Origin of the sequence: Paenibacillus sp. FSL H3-0469 (genome assembly GCF_038051945.1) — a bacterium.
Taxonomy (GTDB): domain Bacteria; phylum Bacillota; class Bacilli; order Paenibacillales; family Paenibacillaceae; genus Paenibacillus_AQ.
Genome location: NZ_CP150302.1, coordinates 694474 through 711875 on the forward strand (window position 1 = coordinate 694474; position 17402 = coordinate 711875).

Annotated in this window: 18 protein-coding genes; all 18 read left to right on the plus strand. The window is 55.7% G+C overall.

Going from position 1 to position 17402, the window contains the following annotated elements; translation table 11 throughout:
- Position 1 precedes the first annotated feature (1 nt).
- The 18 genes from NSS83_RS02860 to NSS83_RS02945 all read left to right on the plus strand — a co-directional run bounded on the left by NSS83_RS02860 (position 2) and on the right by NSS83_RS02945 (position 17374).
- Positions 2-793: an enoyl-CoA hydratase-related protein gene (locus NSS83_RS02860; protein ID WP_341185839.1), complete on the plus strand. Its 792-nt coding sequence runs from the start codon at positions 2-4 to the stop codon at positions 791-793.
- A gap of 12 nt (positions 794-805) precedes the next feature.
- The gene (locus NSS83_RS02865; RefSeq protein ID WP_341185838.1) at positions 806-991 is read left to right on the plus strand and encodes a hypothetical protein; all 186 of its coding nucleotides are present in this window, start codon (positions 806-808) and stop codon (positions 989-991) included.
- A 13-nt stretch (positions 992-1004) separates the two neighbouring features.
- Positions 1005-1412, plus strand: a complete 408-nt coding sequence (locus tag NSS83_RS02870; RefSeq protein WP_341185837.1) for a 4'-phosphopantetheinyl transferase superfamily protein — start codon at positions 1005-1007, stop codon at positions 1410-1412.
- A gap of 39 nt (positions 1413-1451) precedes the next feature.
- Entirely contained in the window at positions 1452-1964 is a 513-nt protein-coding gene (locus NSS83_RS02875; protein ID WP_341185836.1) for a flavodoxin domain-containing protein, read from the plus strand.
- Positions 1961-2728: an electron transfer flavoprotein subunit beta/FixA family protein gene (locus NSS83_RS02880; RefSeq protein WP_341185835.1), complete on the plus strand. Its 768-nt coding sequence runs from the start codon at positions 1961-1963 to the stop codon at positions 2726-2728. Before NSS83_RS02875 ends, NSS83_RS02880 begins: the two co-directional genes overlap by 4 nt.
- Before the next feature lie 64 nt (positions 2729-2792).
- Entirely contained in the window at positions 2793-3818 is a 1026-nt protein-coding gene (locus NSS83_RS02885) for an electron transfer flavoprotein subunit alpha/FixB family protein (protein WP_341185834.1), read from the plus strand.
- A gap of 4 nt (positions 3819-3822) precedes the next feature.
- Complete coding sequence (locus NSS83_RS02890) at positions 3823-4101, plus strand: acyl carrier protein (protein WP_341185833.1); 279 nt, start codon at positions 3823-3825, stop codon at positions 4099-4101.
- An 11-nt stretch (positions 4102-4112) separates the two neighbouring features.
- On the plus strand, positions 4113-5192 hold the full coding sequence (locus NSS83_RS02895; RefSeq protein ID WP_341185832.1) for a 3-oxoacyl-[acyl-carrier-protein] synthase III C-terminal domain-containing protein: 1080 nt from the start codon (positions 4113-4115) through the stop codon (positions 5190-5192).
- Positions 5193-5208: 16 nt separating this feature from the next.
- Positions 5209-6246 carry a hypothetical protein gene (locus NSS83_RS02900; RefSeq protein WP_341185831.1) on the plus strand — a complete coding sequence of 346 codons (1038 nt, stop codon included), beginning with the start codon at positions 5209-5211 and terminating at the stop codon, positions 6244-6246.
- A 20-nt stretch (positions 6247-6266) separates the two neighbouring features.
- On the plus strand, positions 6267-7898 hold the full coding sequence (locus NSS83_RS02905) for an AMP-binding protein (protein WP_341185830.1): 1632 nt from the start codon (positions 6267-6269) through the stop codon (positions 7896-7898).
- A gap of 55 nt (positions 7899-7953) precedes the next feature.
- Positions 7954-9108 carry an acyl-CoA dehydrogenase family protein gene (locus NSS83_RS02910; RefSeq protein ID WP_341185829.1) on the plus strand — a complete coding sequence of 385 codons (1155 nt, stop codon included), beginning with the start codon at positions 7954-7956 and terminating at the stop codon, positions 9106-9108.
- Positions 9101-10726: an amino acid adenylation domain-containing protein gene (locus NSS83_RS02915; RefSeq protein ID WP_341185828.1), complete on the plus strand. Its 1626-nt coding sequence runs from the start codon at positions 9101-9103 to the stop codon at positions 10724-10726. Before NSS83_RS02910 ends, NSS83_RS02915 begins: the two co-directional genes overlap by 8 nt.
- A 27-nt stretch (positions 10727-10753) precedes the next feature.
- A complete protein-coding gene (locus NSS83_RS02920) occupies positions 10754-11023 on the plus strand; it encodes an acyl carrier protein (RefSeq protein ID WP_341185827.1) in 270 nt (89 codons plus the stop codon).
- Between the two features lie 5 nt (positions 11024-11028).
- Positions 11029-13977: an amino acid adenylation domain-containing protein gene (locus NSS83_RS02925; RefSeq protein ID WP_341185826.1), complete on the plus strand. Its 2949-nt coding sequence runs from the start codon at positions 11029-11031 to the stop codon at positions 13975-13977.
- A 3-nt stretch (positions 13978-13980) separates the two neighbouring features.
- Positions 13981-15351: a radical SAM protein gene (locus NSS83_RS02930; RefSeq protein ID WP_341185825.1), complete on the plus strand. Its 1371-nt coding sequence runs from the start codon at positions 13981-13983 to the stop codon at positions 15349-15351.
- The gene (locus NSS83_RS02935) at positions 15348-15596 is read left to right on the plus strand and encodes a phosphopantetheine-binding protein (protein WP_341021966.1); all 249 of its coding nucleotides are present in this window, start codon (positions 15348-15350) and stop codon (positions 15594-15596) included. The genes NSS83_RS02930 and NSS83_RS02935 overlap by 4 nt, the downstream gene beginning before the upstream one ends.
- Before the next feature lie 6 nt (positions 15597-15602).
- Positions 15603-16346, plus strand: a complete 744-nt coding sequence (locus tag NSS83_RS02940) for a response regulator transcription factor (protein WP_341185824.1) — start codon at positions 15603-15605, stop codon at positions 16344-16346.
- A complete protein-coding gene (locus tag NSS83_RS02945; protein WP_341185823.1) occupies positions 16343-17374 on the plus strand; it encodes a sensor histidine kinase in 1032 nt (343 codons plus the stop codon). The genes NSS83_RS02940 and NSS83_RS02945 overlap by 4 nt, the downstream gene beginning before the upstream one ends.
- Positions 17375-17402: the final 28 nt, after the last annotated feature.

Genomic DNA, 17402 nt, shown 5'->3' on the forward strand with positions numbered 1-17402 from the left:
CATGGTTATGGACTATCAAGCCATTGCCGTTAGCCACCTGGGCGATGGACTGTACAGCATCCGGCTGAGCCGTCCCGGGTCCAGGAATAGCCTGTCTGCCGTTCTTGTGTCCGAGCTGCTGGCTGCCTTGGGAAGACTTGAAGGGCTGGACGGCTGCAAAGCTATTGTTCTGGAAGGCACCGGCGGTTATTTCTGCACAGGGATGAACTTCCAGGCATTCGTGGATGGGGAGGCTGCCGGAGGAAGCGCTGATTCCGATGCCCCACACTCCGCAGACTTTATGCAGCTCTTGAAGAGGCTAGGCAATCTGTCCAGGATGGTGATTGCCAAAATTGACGGGCAGGTGCTTGCCGGCGGCATCGGACTTATGGCCGCCTGCGATTATGTCATCGCCACACCGCGCTCCACCTTCGCTCTGCCGGAGGCTATCTGGGGCCTCGTTCCCGCACTGGTGAGCCCTTATCTGATCCGCCGGACAGGCTACTGGCAGGCGTATAAGATGACGCTAACCACACTGCCATTGTCTGCGGAAGAAGCGCTGGGGTGCAGACTGGCTGATGAGGTGACCGATACCCCGGATGCTGCCGTCCAGCGGCTGTACCGGAGAATCAGCCGGATCTCGCCGCAGACGGTCCGGGAAATTAAGGGTTATTTCCGGGAGATGTGGATCATCAACGAGCGGATGGAGAAGGCTGCCGTGGCGGAGATCGACAAGCTGACCGCATCACCGGAGGTGAGGGAGAACATTCAGAATTATGTACGTTATCAAAGATTTCCTTGGGAGAAAGAATAGGGGTGCAGACAGGTGCAATATACAGCGTTCGCAAGGCAATATGAACAATTTCTCTCCGAGACGGTGAGAAGATGCCATCTGAAGCTGGAAGGACCGGAGGGAAGCTACGGGCTGAAGCTCAGCGTGGTCTCCTTGCCGCCGGAGGACGGTCCGCTGGACTATCTGAATACGGCGGATTACCATTACCCATTGCGATAAGCTGGGGGCCGCGGTGGATTACGATCCGCGTCTCATGGCGGGCGTCGATATCGAGCTGGTGGACGAGAAGGCCGTGGAGGGAATCAGAAGAATTACCAGTAAGCAGGAGGAGGAGCTGATCAAGGAATCCGGGCCTCTGCTTGCCCTCCCGAACTTTTTGACTCTGCTCTGGACGGCCAAGGAAGCGATGTCCAAGGTCATCCAGACCGGCTTCACCGTTCCCACTGAGCTGTTTGAAGTCAAATCATGCAGCCGCAGCGGACGGGGAGCCATCAGCCAGTTCAAGAATTTCACGCAATTCAAGGCAATATCTGTTCTGCGGGAGGAATATGTTTTTACCATTGTGCTGCCGGCCAAGGCGATGACTGATTCCTCGGAGGCCTTGCTGCTGCAATCCCTGCAGGAGCTGCTGCCGGACTAACCGGCAGACCATAACATTTACATTTTCAGGAGGTGCTGTATGAAAAGTCTTGTCCTTTACACGAGTGTCTATGGAAGCACGAAGCAATATGCGCAGTGGATCGCGGAGGAGCTTGGAGCCGATCTGGCAGACATCGGGAGCTTCGACATGAAGCAGGCAGACCGGTATGACACAGTGATCATAGGCACGTATGTCCGGGTCCAGAAGCTGGTCATCGCCGATTATCTGAAGAAGGTGTGGAATCAGCTGCAGGATAAGAAGGTCATCCTCTTCTCCGTCTCCAAGACGCCTGTACAGAGCGAAGCCACTGTCAAAAATTATACCAAAAGCATTCCTGAGAAAATCCGTGCCGGCCTTACGTATTTCCCGCTGGAAGGACGCTTTAACTTCGAAACGCTTGCCGATAAGGATAAAACCATGATGAAAGTCGGCCAGAAAATGACCCGGCTGTTCATGGGCAAGGAAATGGCGGAAGAAATGGTCCGGAACTGCGACGATGTGCGCAAAGAGAATATTTCGCCGATTCTCCGGGAATTGCGCCAGCCTTCATGAGCAGCGGAGCAGCCTTCCAAGCTACAGATAGATGGCATATCGCCGTCTGCGTCAAGCAGGTACAGACCGCAGGCTCCGGACTGGCGCTGAATCCGGCGGACGTCTTTGCCCTCGAAGAGGCCCTCCGGATCAGACAGCGCCTGGGCGGGAGCGTGACCGCGGTCAGCATGGGTGCGGAATCCGCAGCCAAGACCCTGCGGAGCTGTATCGCACTTGGAGCGGATCGGGGCGTGCTCCTGACCGACAAGCTGTTCGCGGGCGGAGATACACTGGCAACAGCGATTGTCCTCGCCCGGGGACTTCAGCTGCTGGGCCAGCCGGATCTGGTCCTGTGCGGCACGCACTCCATTGACGGGGAGACGGGTCAGGTCGGCCCCGCGCTGGCGGAGAAGCTGGGAGTGGCCCACACCACGCATGTGCAAGAGATTCTTGCACTGGAGGAACGCTTCATCATCTGCAAGCGGATGACGGAGAATGGTTCTGAAATCGTACAATTGGCACTCCCGGCCCTGATTACGGTGCACCAGGGCATCAACCAGCCGCGAATGGCTACCGTGAAGGGCATTCTGCAAGCGGGCCGCTCTGAAATTACAAGGCTGTCCGCCGCAGAGCTTAGTCTGGACAAGGCAGCCTGCGGGCTTGCAGGTTCCCCAACCCGGGTATTAGCTGTGCGTAATGCCGTTGAAGGGCTGGTGCAGCACACCGTCAGCGGCAAGAGCCTTCAGGAGCAGATCCAGGAGGTCGCCCGGCTCGTCCTTGGCTAAGGATGCTCTAGTCGCGGAACCCCGCTGTATATCTTCGCTACATTCATTAGGATAGGAGGCAGCCATGCCGAATCAGTGCCTGCGGGCCAGAGAATACGAAGGCATCATGATTGCCTGTGAATACAATGACGGAATACTCCATCCGGCCGCTTACGAGCTGCTGGGCTGCGCCCGTGAGCTGGCTGCGAAGCTGCAGACAGATATTGCCGTGGTGCTAACCGGCAGCGGAGCCGAAGCAGATGCAGACTCCTGTATCCGCCATGGCGCAGATACCGTCTATATACTGGATCAGACCGTCCTAAGTCCGGTTAATGAGGAGCTTCATACTGCTCTGCTGTATCAGCTGGTGATGGACAGGAAGCCGGAAATTCTGTTATTCTCCTCCACCATACATAGTAAATCCATCGCGGCCACACTGGCCTCCAGATTGAACACCGGCTTAACCGCAGACTGCACCGGGCTGGATATTGATCCGGCCCAGCGCATGCTGCTGCAGATCCGTCCCGCCCGGGAAGGGACGCTGATGGCCACCATCTACTGTCCGGAGGCCAGACCGCAAATGGCTACCATCCGCCCTGGAGCCATGCTTCCCGCGCCGCCGGGTCCGCACCGGACGGGCCAGATCATCCGTCCGCAGCTCAAGCTTCCGCAGGCGCTCCGCACCTCCGTCCTTGAGGTAATCAGCAGCCGTGAAGCTGCTGATTCCTCCTCTGCTCCGGGTATCATCGTTGCCGCCGGGCGCGGCGTGTGCAGCAAGGAGGGCGTGGAGCTGGTCCGGGAACTCGCCGCATGTCTGGGTGCAGAGCTTGGTGCTACCCGGCCCGTAATTGACCAAGGCTGGCTGGACTATTCCCGGCAGATCGGCTTAACCGGCCGGAATGTCAGCGGACGGATCTATCTCGCTGTCGGCATATCGGGAGCCGTTCAGCACACCGTGGGCATCCGCAGAATGGACACGGTCATTGCCATCAACAAGGACCGGAACGCGCCGATTCTGGGACTGGCTGCCCACGGTATTGTGGCCGATCTGTTCGAGGCCGTCCCTCTCCTGATTGACCAGGTTAGACACAATATGACAACAGGCAGGTGAGCATATGCAAGAGCGGATAAGCTTTACACAGTTTCAGCAGATTTTCGCCGGGTATTTGGGAATTGAGTCCTCCAGACTGACCCCGGAGGTCAATCTGCTGCTGGAGCTGGGGATCGATTCTTTATCCTTAGTGAACGCGATGCTAAGACTCGAGAGAGAGTATCAGGTCATGTTCAATCCCGAAGACCGCGTGATGACCCGCACACTGGGCGAAGCTTACGATCGTTTCAATTACTATAGAAGCCTGGGCGGGGACCTGCAGACCGGCAGTCTATCATCTTAATGGAGAGGAATATGACCATGTTGAATCTGTCTATACGCGCCTTATCCTATTACATCCCTAAGGGGCGCATGAACAACGGGGAGATTGTAGAATGGTTCGCGGAGAATTATTGTCAGGAGCTGGCCAAGGATGATCTGGAGCAGCTCGTGTACGGCAGTAAGCGCAAGCTTGATTTCCTGGAGATCGAGACCCGCTCCTGCTCTGTGGACTACAGGGAAGACGGCTCGGTGCAGATGGCCGTGAAGGTTGCACAGGAAGCGATCGGCAAAGCGGGAATCCCGGCAAGCGAAGTGGACTTACTGCTGTTCGTGGGTGTCTGCAATCCGTTCCGTGAGCCGTCGTATGCCATGATTCTCGCACATGAGCTGGGGATGAGCCGGAGCAATTATTATGACATCAACGATACCTGTAACGGATTCCTCAAAGCGATGGAGCTGTCCAGTCTATACATATCTTCCGGCAAATACCGCAATATTCTCGTGGTGACCAGTGAGAATCCGCTGGAGCTGCTGGAGGCTTCCAATTACGCAGGCAAGGTCAGCAGCCTTGCAGACGCGGATTACAAAATGAATCTGCTGTTCGCCGGGGCAGGCGCCGCCGCGATGCTGCTGGGTGCCGATCATGGCGAACGATCCATCCGGTATTACGGGGAGCAGCGGAATCATGAGGATTGGGATCTGTCCCTCTATGTGTCGCCCAAAATCCATATGCCCGTACCAAGCTTCGCGGAGATGGATTTCATGAGCCGGTCGGACGGCCGCGGGATTGCCGCCAAGGTCATCCGCGATATGCCGGGCTTCGTTGAAGAATTCCTGGACGGGCACGGGCTGAGTAAGGACAGCATCGATTATATCTTCTCCCACCAGCTGGGCCGCAATATTACCAATTCACTGCTGAATAAGCTGGAGGTGCGGTCAGATAAGGTTTTCCCCGTCAATACGTTTCCCCTGAACGGCAACATGGGCAGCACTAATATCCCTGCGGGCCTGGCTATAGGCGAAGAGCAGGGGCTGCTGCATAAGGGAGATTCCATTCTGCTGTTGGGCAGTGCATGCGGCTTAACGTATGCAGCGGCGTATCTCACATGGTAAGGGAGGGTGGAGAACGATGAAGACTGCGAATTTCCCCGTCCCTAAGCTGATTGTAAGAGAACCGCTCGACCTGGAGATTATCCGCAAAAGAGTTGCTTACGGCAACTATTCCTGCACGGATAAGCTTGTGCCCATGATCCGGGCGCGGGGTACGAATCTCCAGAGGCAGGAGGACGGGAATCTGCGTATCATCGGCTGGCAGCGGGATATTACCCGTATGCGTAAGCAGGATGTCTCCCTGTCGTTCATGATCCATCTGACGGTAAGCCCGGAAGGGCTGATTCTGGAAGCGGCGGTGGACGAGCTTTTTAACGGCGGGAAGGGTGTATTGTGTTCCAGAGAGTATCTGGAGCGGAAGCTGAAGGCAGAGCTGGAAGGGGAGCGGTTCGACAGGAAGCTCGCCGCCAGGCTGAGGTTTGACCGGTTTAAGTGCTTTCATATTTTTGAGATTATGAGCGGGATTTACAGCTCCTACTTCATGTATAGGCAGCAGATGGAGGAAGGAGGCTCCGGTGCATTATTTTACGAAGAGGATATTGTGGATATTTATGCTGCGGACGGCAATCTGTACTTAACCGGGCTTCAGGCATTCAGCGGAAAAGAGGAGCTGTCGTACACGGTGGTCCTATATGATGTGTTCAATCATATCACCTTCGACCAGGAGGGGTATATGAAGCTGAAATCACCGGTTCTGGCCGAATTCTATCTGAATGGAGAGCTGATCCACACGGATGAGATCTATCAGAAGGAGAATGACTATATTTTCATCCGTATGCAGAAGTTCCTGTTCGTCTGTGTGGAGAAATTGAAGGCGGAGCTGTTCCCGGACTACGCGGACAAGATGATGAATACCAACCTCGCCCCCGGCGCGTTCATCGGGATTATCATGCAGGCCATCGGCATCCGTTCATTCTCGAACAATTTCAATTATATCCAGTATATTATGACGGCTATGCAGCGACCCCGCAAACGGCCGGGCTGTATCGGCGCCATTCTGAACGAGGAAGAGGCCGCGCAGCATTTCGAAGGCTTTGATCTATCCTATCTGGACTGATAAAGGAGACAGGTACACCAATGATCCATTATGAACGTTTAACCATTGATTGCGTACTGGACACGTTGCAGCGGGATTACCCCGGCAAGCCTGCCGTGGTGTTCGAGCAGGAGACTGTAACCTTCGCGCAGTTGTATGATTATGCCGCCACGATCGCCGGCAATTTGCTGGACCTCGGCATCCGGAAGAATGACAAGGTAGCCGTACTGCTGCCTAACAGTCTGGAATATCTGTATCTCTACTTCGCCCTGTTCCGGATCGGCGCATGGATCGTTCCCGTCAGCACGCGTTATGAGCCGGATGAGATCAGGCGGATTCTGGAGGATTCCGATGCGGAGACGATCATTTATCAGGACCGGCTGGGCATTTTTAATTATGAAGAGATTCTGTTGAAGGAGCTTCGTCCCCGGCTGCCGGCTATCCGCAATTATATTGTGCTGGGCGATGAGCCTCAGGCAGGCAGTCTGCCGTTCTCCGAACTGCTGAGCCCGCTGACCGTTCCGCTGAATAATAGGCCGCTTGAACCTGTTGAGCCTGACGATATTGCGATTCTGGGATACACCTCAGGAACCACCGGCCACCCCAAGGGTGTGATGATCACTCACCGCAATCTGGTGGCTACCTCTTATTACGGCGGACAATTGCTGGATATCCGGGAGGATATCGGCTTTTCGATTGCTCCCCTCTATGCGGCACAGGGCTTCAATGCCGTGCTGGTCTACTTCGTCTCCTGTATTACGATGAAATGGATCACCAACTTCAACCCCAATGATATTCTGAGCCATGTCGCCAAAAACGGAATTAACCTCTTTCACACCCAGCCGACGATGTGGAGCCTGATTCTGGCCATGCCCTACTGCAAGCCGGGGCTGTTCCGCGAGCTGCGCAAGGTCGTGGTCTCCGGTTCGTTGTGCACCCCTTATCTGGCCCGCTCCATCGAGGAGACCACCCAATGTACGCTGATTAATGCCTACGGCATTATTGAAGCTACCGGTCTGGTCACCATGACGCGCCTGGATGATCCGCCGGATGTCCGGCTGCACACCGTGGGCAGGCCGATTGAAGGCTTCGAGGCCAAGATTGTGGACCGGGACCGCAAGGAGCTGCCGAAGGGTGAGATCGGCGAGCTGGCCATCCGGGGCTATCTGATGAAGGGCTACTATAAGAATGAGGCTAAGACACGTGAGGTGATCGATGAGGAAGGATGGCTGTACACCGGGGATCTGGCTTGTTATTACAAGGATGGCGTCAACCTTTGTATTGCCGGACGGATCAAAGATATGGTCATCCGCGGCGGCTTCAATGTCTATCCGGTAGATATTGAAGAATGTGTACTGCACATGGACAAGGTGGAGGATGTGTCGGTAGTCGGGGAGCCGGATGAGATTCTGGGCGAGGCGCTTGCTGCTTTTGTCATCCCGAGGCCCGGAGTCCTGCTGACCGAAGGCGAAGTCAAGGCCTACTGCCGCGGCAAAATCGCCAACTACAAGGTACCCGACCGGGTGCACCTCGTCTCCCAGCTGCCGGTGCTGGAATCCGGCAAGGTGCAGAAGAATGTCCTCAGAAGGTGGGCCGTGGAGGGAATTCCGGCGGAAAGCCAATTTCTGCTGAATGACGTCATCGTCAGAGGCATGGGTGGAGAGAACCTGTAACATTACCTTGTATTCATTGTATGTTCATAAATCTCAGGGTTGAGGGGCGCTTAATGTGGATTTCAGCTATACCGAGGAGCAGCGGCAGATCTGCAGTCTGATGGAGGAATGCAGCGGGCGATATTTGAACGACGGAGTATATGAGGATGATGAGCATGGCACCTTCCGCAGGGATAAATGGTCCAGAATCGCCGATACCGGCTTGCTTGGACTTCCCTTCCCGGAGCGTTACGGCGGCGCAGAGCAGGGGATGCTGACTACGGCACTGGCGGTGTACTCACTGGCGCGGCACTGCCATGACGAAGGCCTGGTGTTCTCGGTATGCGCCCAGATGTCGGCGGCACAGGTGCCGCTCTGGGTGTATGGTAATGGGGAACAGCAGACAAGCTATCTGGCCCCGCTGATCGGCGGCAGATTCATCGGCAGCAGCGTCATTACAGAGCCGGGGGCCGGGTCCGACTCTTCTGCCATGACCACCTCGGTCGAGAAGCTTGCGGACGGGTATCTGCTGAATGGCGTCAAGACCTTTGCCACACTGGCCCCGGAAGCCGATATTCTGCTGGTGTACGGCAAGCATGCGAACGGATTGCCCATGCTGGATGTGTCTGCTTTTATTCTGGAGGCACAGCAGGAGGAATACAGGATAGGACAAGTCTTCGGCAAAATGGGTCTGCGGACCAGTCCGATGAGTGAGGTTCTGCTGAACCACACCCGCATTCCGGCTGACAGACTGCTGGGACGGGAGCGTCAGGGGATGGGCATCTTCTTCAAGGCAATGCTGTGGGAGCGGATTATCGTCAGTGCTTATCATGCCGGAGCCATGGAACAGCAGTATGAACAGACGTATCATTATGCAAGCAAGAGGAAGCAGTTCGGACAAGCTATTCTCTCCTTCGAAGGGGTCTATGACAAGCTGGTCCAGATGCGGCTCCGGCTGGAAACGGGCAGGCTAATGCTGTACAAGGTATGCGCCGACTTCGATCAGGGACGCTGCGGGATGCACAGTGCTTCTATGCTGAAGCTGCATACCTCCGAATCCAAGGTGCAGAACAGCCTGGCGGCTGTACAGATTTGGGGGGCTTACGGATATGTGAAGGAGAGTGCCCCGGAGAAGCAGATGCGGGATTCACTGGCCTCCAAGCTGTACTCCGGGACGAGTGAGATGCAGAAGAGAATCATGCTGGAAGGTCTGGGGGAAGGGTATGAGTGATTTCCTGCTTCAGCATTACCTGATCTGCAGCGCCGAACGCTGCCCGGAGCGGACGGCATTGTATCATGAAGGCCGGGAGCTGACCTATGGCGGTCTCTACCGTCGCAGTCTGCAGATTTCCGATGCACTGATCTCCGCGGGTATGCTGCCGGGGGAGACTGCTGCAATCTGTCTGGACAAGTCTCCGCAGGCGATATGTGCCATGTTCGGCGTGCTGTTCACCGCAGGAGCATATATTCCGCTGGATACGACCTATTCTCCTGTTCAGCGGATGCTGGCCATCCTGGAGAGCAGCGGGACGCAGTACCTGATTACGGAGCGCACGAATCTGAAAAAGCTGTTGAAGGAGGCAGACTCCGGGCAAGCAGAACATTTAAGATCGCTGCATGTGCTGCTCCTGGATGAGAAGAAGGCAGAGTCAGAGGATGACAATGAAGATGGAGCGTATGACTGCAAAGCCGTTCATGTGGAGACAGGGCAGCCGCTGCGTGACCTGCAGAGCGGCAGAAGGCCGCCGATCAGCGAGGATCTGGCCTATATTCTATACACTTCAGGCTCCACTGGAGTGCCTAAGGGAGTGATGATTACCCATCTCAATGCCAGAACATTCATTGACTGGTGCTGCAGCTACTTCAAGCCGGAAGAGCAAGACCGCTTCTCAGCGGTAGCGCCTTTTCATTTCGACCTGGCGGTCTTCGATATCTTCGTGCCGGTTGCCGTGGGGGCGACTCTGATCCTGCTGGGCACTGAGGTCATTCAGCATCCGTCACGCTTCCTTGCCGCAGTCAGGCAAGAGCGGATTAGCTGGATCTACACCGTACCTTCCCTGTGGAATGCCGTAGTCAAATATGCCCGGTTCCCCGAAGGCGGTCTGCCTTCGCTGCGCGGCGTACTGTTCGCGGGAGAGGTTCTTCAGCCGAAGCTGCTGCTGCGGATGATGGAGCTGCTGCCGCGTGCAGATTTCTACAATTTATACGGACTAATAGAGACCAATGTCTGTACCTGTTATCCGCTGACGGCTCAACAGATTATACGGGATGCCCCGGTGCCGATTGGTTATCCCTGCGGGAATACCGGTGTGGTGGTAATCACCGCTGACGGCCGCCTTGCAAGCAGCGGTGAAGAGGGGGAGATCTGTGTCAGAGGCTCCATCGTTATGAAGGGATACTATCGTAATCCACAGCTTACAGAGCAGAGCTTCCGCCGGGTTCCCCCGGAGTGGGGGCTTGGGGACAGGCTCTATTGTACCGGGGATATGGCTACAGTGGACGAAGACGGCGCACTGGTCCTGATTGGACGCCGGGACGCTATGATCAAGCGCTCAGGCTTCCGGGTTGAGCTGCCGGAGATTGAGCGCGTGCTGCATGAGCTGGAGATGATCCTTCATGCCATAGTTGTTGATATCCCCGACAGCGAAGGCTATCCGCTGATCTGTGCCGCAGTGATCGTGCAGGATGCAGGCAGCTTCACTGTTCTCGGGCTGAAGCAGGCGGTCGGCAAGCGGCTGCCGGGCTATATGGTTCCCGATCTGGTTCATGTATATGACTGCTTCCCGGCCGGGGGCAGCGGCAAGGTGGACCGGCAGCAATTGAAGCTTGAATTCAGCAGGCGGCTGTGATGGACGAAGAGAGAGGAGAAGATGCAGATGCAGAACATGCTGTATGAGATTATCGCTGGCGTATGCTATTTCGATCAGGAGGAGCTGCATCCGGGCTTATCGATTGCCGACGATCTGGCCATTACCTCGGTGATGATCGTGGAGTACATCGCCATAGTAGAGAGAAGGCTTGGCATTAATCTGGAGAAGCATGTGGACGAGCTGCTGGGCTGCGAGACGCTGGGCGGACTGACCGGGCTTACGGAAGAGCTGGGCCGGGAGCAGTCTGCGCCGGACACAATGCACACGGGGAGGTAATCGTGATGACGGAATCCCGCTGCGGCCGTTCTTCTGCTAATGCTGCCACACTGCATGAATGCTTCGAGCTTCAGGCAGCCCGGCAGCCGGGACAGACTGCCATCGTTACAGCAGGAGAGTCTATGAGTTACGGGGAGCTGAACCGGCAGGCCAACCGCCTGGCGCATAATCTGATTGCCCGGGGTATCCGGCCGAATGACCATGTCGGGGTTATTGTGAACCGGAATAAGCATCTGATTGTGGCCCTCTTGGCTGTGCTAAAAAGCGGGGCCGCATATGTACCGTTAGATCCCCGTTACCCGGACAGCCGCAAAAATTATATTTTGCAGCACTCGGGGGCGGTTGCCGCGATCTGTGAAAACGGAGAACCGCTGGATGTGCCCGTTCAATTCACCCTGGGAGCTGCTGACCTTACGGCAGATTCGGCAGATTCCCCCTCTTCCGATGATAATCCCGGTCTCCCGGTTCAGGGAAGGGATCTGGCCTATATCATGTACACCTCCGGATCGACCGGTATGCCTAAGGGTGTGATGATTGAGCACCGTTCTGCCGTTAACCTGATTGGCTGGGTGAACCGTGAGCTCCATATGTCCAGCAGGGACAAGGGATTATGTGTAACCTCGGTATGCTTCGATCTGTCCGTATATGATATCTTCGGCCTCCTGGCCGCTGGCGGCATGATTGTCCTGTGTGCGGAGTCGGAAATTACCAGTCCTGCCGACCTTATCCGCATCCTGCTGGAACAGGGAATTACGTTCTGGAACTCTGTGCCTGCGACCCTGCAATATCTGATCAGGCATGCGTCGGAGCAGCTGCCGGATTTCACCCAAATGCAGCTGCAGCATATCTTCCTGAGCGGAGACTGGATTCCCCTGGAGCTGGCACGGAGCTATTCCCGTTACTTCCCCCGGGCCAAGCTGACCGCACTCGGCGGAGCTACGGAGGCTGCGGTCTGGTCCATCTATCATCATGTTGCTGAGGTCTGCGGGAACTGGACGAGCATTCCCTACGGCCTGCCGGTTGAGCAGAATGTCTGGTACATTCTCGATGATTCCGGGCAGCCGGTGGACGCGGGCGAGACCGGGGAGCTATACATCGGAGGGATCGGGGTGGCGCGCGGTTACATCAATGACCCGGACAAAAGCGCACGGGCCTTCCTGCCCGATCCCTTCGGCAACCCTGGAGCGGACCGGATATACAGGACAGGCGATCTGGGCCGGATGAGAGAAGATGGGATGATCGAATTCCTCGGCCGCCGTGACGATCAGGTGAAGATTCGCGGTTACCGCGTCGAGACGAAGGAGGTGGAGAAGCGGCTGCTGGACTATCCGGGAATCCGGGATGCAATCGTTACGGCCAGGAGCCAGGGTTCGGGGGAGAAACATCTATGCGCCTATCTGACTGCAAGCCAGCCAGACATTCAAGTCACTGCGCTCAAGCAGCATTTGGCTGAGCACCTGCCCGTCTACATGATTCCGTCCATATTCGTCCGGGTGGAGCAGCTCCCGTTGAATGCCAACGGCAAGGTGGATAAAAAACAACTGCCCGAGGTCACCCTGAATGCTATGCTCACGGACAGTGTATACATTCCCTGTACCACTCCGCTGCAGCAGTCCATCCGCCAGGCCTGGGAGACGGTGCTGGAGCTGAAGGAGCCTGGCCTGCACCATGATTTCTTCGAAATCGGCGGCAACTCGGTTGAAGCTGTCGCGCTGCACAGCGAGCTTGCTGCAAGAGGCATAACTCTTGCGTATGAAGATCTGCTGAGCAGCTCTACTATCGGAGCGCAGGCTATGCTTGTTGAGGGGGGACTTGCCGTGTATACCACGGCTGCTGCAAGCCTTAGGAGTGACGCTTACCGTAAAGAGGCAGCGGCTGGCGCCAGCTTCCCGGAGCAGAGCAACGTCCCGGGAAGCCCGATAATACCGGCACCCTCCATCCAGGTATGCCGCGCTGCCCAGCCGCAGCCTTTTAACGACCTATATTACAAAAGCTGTCTCTATAACTCACTGTTCCCTGTGCTGAACGTCTTCGGCAGAAACCTGAATACATTTCTGTGCAGCGATATATATGTATATCGCCTGGAGGGTTCTGAGGCCGGACCGTCGTCCATCTCTGCGGTCTGTCTTGAATCCGCCACACCCGAGGCGCTGCTGGAGCAGTTGCAGCTTACCGTCAGGTACGAGACCCCGCTGGAAGGGAAGGCGCTGAAGCAGAGGCTTATTGCGGGACTTGAGCGGCAGAGCCTGTTCATTCTGTGGGTGGACAGCTTCTATGAGCCGGCCCGCAGGGACACCTACCGGAAGAAGCATCTTGCCCATACGCTGCTGGTCTATGGCTTCAAAGAGTTGCAGGATCAGTTCCTTGTGCTGGAGCACAGCCATAAGGATGCGTTGAACTACAGGGAACGGATGCTTACAGCAGGCGATCTGCTGAATGGTTGCCAAGGCTATCTCCAGCATCTCATGCTGCCGGAGCAGACATACACGCAGATGGAATTCCCGCGTGACCAGCAGCCTTATCTTTATTATAAGCAGCCCGATATCTGTAAACTCCGCAGCCTGTACCGCACCTGCCAGGATGACTTAGCCGGAGGTATCGCGGCCTTGTCTGTCTTCCTTGCGGATTATGCCGCTCTACCGGGGAATCCCGAAGAGCCGCATACCCGGCGGCTGATCGCCGGTCTGAATACCATCATTGATTTCAAGCGGGCGGAGCAGTACCGGCTGGAGCGTCTGTTCACAGATCAACCCGCCGTTGTCTCCATAGCGGGCGGGATTATCCGCGCATGGCTGGATATCCGCAGCGATCTCATCCGCTGGAGTAAGGGTATTCAACTGCCGGAAGACTGGCGGATTGCCCATGAACAGCTGCTGAAGGATATCATGCACAAGGAAGAGGAGCTTATAGTGAGACTGTGCAGCCCGGCAAGAACGGGCAAGGAGGGAGCTTAGAACGTGAAATTGGCCACTGAGCATCAACTGCATTATCTGTCACAGAAGTACAACGAATATAATCTGCCGATGTATCTGAGCTATCCCGTGGACAGCCACTGGCGCCAGCCTGCGGATGAATCCGCCATCGCCCTTACCCTTAATGAACTGGAGGAGGCACAGGTCTATGTACATATCCCGTTCTGCAAATCCATCTGCTATTATTGCTGCTGTGACCGGGTGCTGGGCGGCAGAGAGGAAGATCAGGATCTCTATATCGGTGCGTTGGAGCAGGAGCTGGAACTTAAGCTGGCAGGCCGCAGCCGGAAGCTGAAGTCCGGCAATATCCACTGGGGCGGCGGAACACCGGCTTATCTGAATGAACGGCAGATCGAACGGCTGTACGGGAGTCTGAACCGGTATGTGGAGCCGCTGGAGAACGCCAGAGTGAAGCTGGAGGCCTACCCGGACAAGCAGATTGTAAGTGAAGGGAAGCTGCGGCTGCTGAAGGCGCTGGGCTTCAATTATATCAGCTTCGGTGTTCAGGATTTCGACACCCGGGTCCTGAATGCCATTCACCGGGAATGCGATCTGGAAGAGACACGGGAGATTATAGGAATTGCCCGCAGCAAGGGCTTCACGGTGAATGTGGATCTGTGCTACGGCTTGCCCTATCAGGGTCTTGGAGAGTTCGAGCGCACACTGCGGGAGATTGTCAAGATCGCTCCGGACAAAATTGTGGCCTTCCCGTACGCCCATTATCCGGCCATCTATCCGCTGCAGCGCAAAATCCCGCTGCTCAGCCTGCCCAATCCTTACATGGTAGCCCGTCTTTTCGAGCTGGCCCGGGAGGCGCTGTCGCCGGATTATACCATGATGGGCAGCGATACCTTCATCCGCAATACCGGAAGAGAACGGCATCCGGGACCGCAGGTGGTCAGGGATTTCATGGGTTCCTCGGAGATTGGCAGCCCGGAGCTGCTGGGACTGGGCAAGTCGGCCGTCAGCAAGACCGGCAGACTCTATTATAAGAACACCACGGCTATGGACCGTTACCGCTCAGCGCTGGATCAGGGCAGACTCCCTGTAGAGACCGGCAGAACCCATCAGATGTCGGAGGATGACCTGGTTCGTGCTGAGCTTATCCTGCAGCGGCTCCTCGGCGGCATGTCCATCGACAAAGAGGCGTTCACTTCCAGCTGCGGCGCGGATTTCGACACTTACTTCCAGCAGGAAATTATTCAGCTTCGTGCCATGGAGCGGGACGGGCTTCTGGAAGGGGTAGATTCTCCGCTGATTCAGGTCACACCAAGCGGTACCTATTTCATCCGGGCGATTGCCCATGTTTTTGATCCCTATTACAAATCCCCCAGTATTGGAGAAAACAGTATATGAAAATCACAGAACAAGTTACAATGATCGTAGCGGGTCTGACCCGCGTTCCTGCTGTGGAGCTGCGCCCGGACACTGATATCTTCGAGTCCCGGCTGCTGAGCTCTCTGGGTCTGCTTGACCTGGTGGACAGACTGGAGCGCGAATTCAAGATCATTATTCTGCCCGAGGAACTGATACATGAACACTTCGCAAGCATCGGCACGATCATCGGGTTTGTCGGCCATAAGCTCGCGGAGGCTTCATAACAGGGAATGATCCAGGAAACTGCGGGCTGCGGAGAGGTGAGCGAATTGTTCAAGATCATGATCGTCGAGGATGATATCAAAATCCGTACGCTGATGACTGATATCCTGCGCAAGTACAGCTATGAGGTGGTGGAGGTTGCAGATTTCCAGGCGGTGGAGAAAATCTTCGAGCAGGAAGCGCCGCAGCTGGTGCTGCTTGACCTGAACCTGCCCTACTATGACGGCTTCTATTATTGCCGCGTCTTCAGAAGAAAGACTACCGTGCCGATCATTATCATCTCCGCCAGGGATGAAGAGTCCAGCCAGGTGCTCAGCATGGAGCTGGGCGCCGATGACTACATCGTCAAGCCGCTGAATATTCAGGTGCTGCTGGCGAAGATTATGGCCATTTTGCGCCGCAATTACGGGGAGTACGCGGGCAAGTCCGAGCCGCTGCCGGAGCCGCTCCCCATTCATCTGGATGACCGCAATTTCAGCATCTCCTGCAAGGGCGCGGTGGAGGAGCTGAGCAAGAACGAATATAAGCTGCTGAAGAAGCTGATGGAGCAAAAGGATACCATCGTCACCCGGGAAGAGCTCCTGGAGGAGCTGTGGGACGATGTGCATTTCGTGGTGGACAATACGCTGACGGTCAATGTAACCCGGGTCAAGAGCAAGCTTGCGAGTCTCGGCTTTCAGGATGTCATCAGGGTCAAACGGGGCGTGGGTTATATTTTTGACACGTCGGTGATGGGAGGGACGCGTAAGTGAGTATCAGGCTGTTCCGGTCCTTTGCGCGCGACCATCTGTCCTTTACCCTTGTCTATTTCACGAGCCATGTGCTGGTCAGCGTCTACTGCTGTTTTTATGTCAGCAACAGCATTCAGCTTCTGTATCTGCTCAGCATTTATCTGTATATTTTCATCCTGTTCATGGGCTTCCGGTTCTTCCGCTACGTCTCCACCCACCGGGAGCTCCAGCGCTTGTCCGAGAATATCGAGATTGATGAGAAGGGCTTCTCGGCCGAACAGCAGTCTGCCATCCGGCTTATTCACCAGCTTCACCACAGCTATCAGGACCAGATCTATGAGGTCAAGGCACGGGCCGACAACACCCATAAGTTCATCTCCCAGTGGATACATAATCTCAAAACACCCTTGTCGGTCATCGACCTCATTCTCCAGAATTACAAAATGAATCCCACCGGCCATGCCCTGGCCCTCCAGCATATAGAAGAGGAGAAGGACAAAATTCTCAGCATGCTGAACCAGATGCTGAAGTTCTTCCGTCTGGAGCATTTCACCCGCGATTATAACCCGGGACCGGTCAAGCTGCTGGAATCGCTCCGTCATCTGATCAACAGCAAGCGGAACCAGTATATCTATAACAATGTGTACCCGGTGATTGAATGTGAGGACGAGCAGATCACGGTCATGACAGACAGCAAATGGAATACGGCGATGCTTGATCAGATTATCTCGAATGCGATCAAATACTCTGACTCCAGGGGAGAGGCCAAATCCATCTATTTCCGTCTTCAGCAGCAGGGCGAGCAGGTGGTACTGTCCATCCGGGATGAGGGGATCGGGATTGAGCCTGTAGATTTGCAGCGGGTCTTCCAGCCCTTTTTTACCGGGAAAAACGGACGTACCCATCATCAGGCTACCGGCATCGGCCTCTACGTCTGCTCGGAAATTGCCCGCAAGCTGGGCCACCGGCTCACGATTACCTCTGAAGTAGGTCAAGGCACCGAGGTGCAGATTTCGTATCTTTCAAAAATGAAAGACAATATAACTTAAATGGATGGATGTGGAAGCCCCGATTTCC

Bases quoted from the DNA above. Each gene is read 5' to 3' on its own strand.
- NSS83_RS02875 (WP_341185836.1), top strand. From the start codon at position 1,452: ATGAAAAGTCTTGTCCTTTACACGAGTGTCTATGGAAGCACGAAGCAA.
- NSS83_RS02900 (WP_341185831.1), top strand. From the start codon at position 5,209: ATGAAGACTGCGAATTTCCCCGTCCCTAAGCTGATTGTAAGAGAACCG.
- NSS83_RS02920 (WP_341185827.1), top strand. From the start codon at position 10,754: ATGCAGAACATGCTGTATGAGATTATCGCTGGCGTATGCTATTTCGAT.
- NSS83_RS02925 (WP_341185826.1), top strand. From the start codon at position 11,029: ATGACGGAATCCCGCTGCGGCCGTTCTTCTGCTAATGCTGCCACACTG.
- NSS83_RS02860 (WP_341185839.1), top strand. From the start codon at position 2: ATGGTTATGGACTATCAAGCCATTGCCGTTAGCCACCTGGGCGATGGA.
- NSS83_RS02880 (WP_341185835.1), top strand. From the start codon at position 1,961: ATGAGCAGCGGAGCAGCCTTCCAAGCTACAGATAGATGGCATATCGCC.
- NSS83_RS02885 (WP_341185834.1), top strand. From the start codon at position 2,793: ATGCCGAATCAGTGCCTGCGGGCCAGAGAATACGAAGGCATCATGATT.
- NSS83_RS02890 (WP_341185833.1), top strand. From the start codon at position 3,823: ATGCAAGAGCGGATAAGCTTTACACAGTTTCAGCAGATTTTCGCCGGG.
- NSS83_RS02935 (WP_341021966.1), top strand. From the start codon at position 15,348: ATGAAAATCACAGAACAAGTTACAATGATCGTAGCGGGTCTGACCCGC.
- NSS83_RS02895 (WP_341185832.1), top strand. From the start codon at position 4,113: ATGACCATGTTGAATCTGTCTATACGCGCCTTATCCTATTACATCCCT.
- NSS83_RS02905 (WP_341185830.1), top strand. From the start codon at position 6,267: ATGATCCATTATGAACGTTTAACCATTGATTGCGTACTGGACACGTTG.
- NSS83_RS02915 (WP_341185828.1), top strand. From the start codon at position 9,101: ATGAGTGATTTCCTGCTTCAGCATTACCTGATCTGCAGCGCCGAACGC.
- NSS83_RS02940 (WP_341185824.1), top strand. From the start codon at position 15,603: ATGATCCAGGAAACTGCGGGCTGCGGAGAGGTGAGCGAATTGTTCAAG.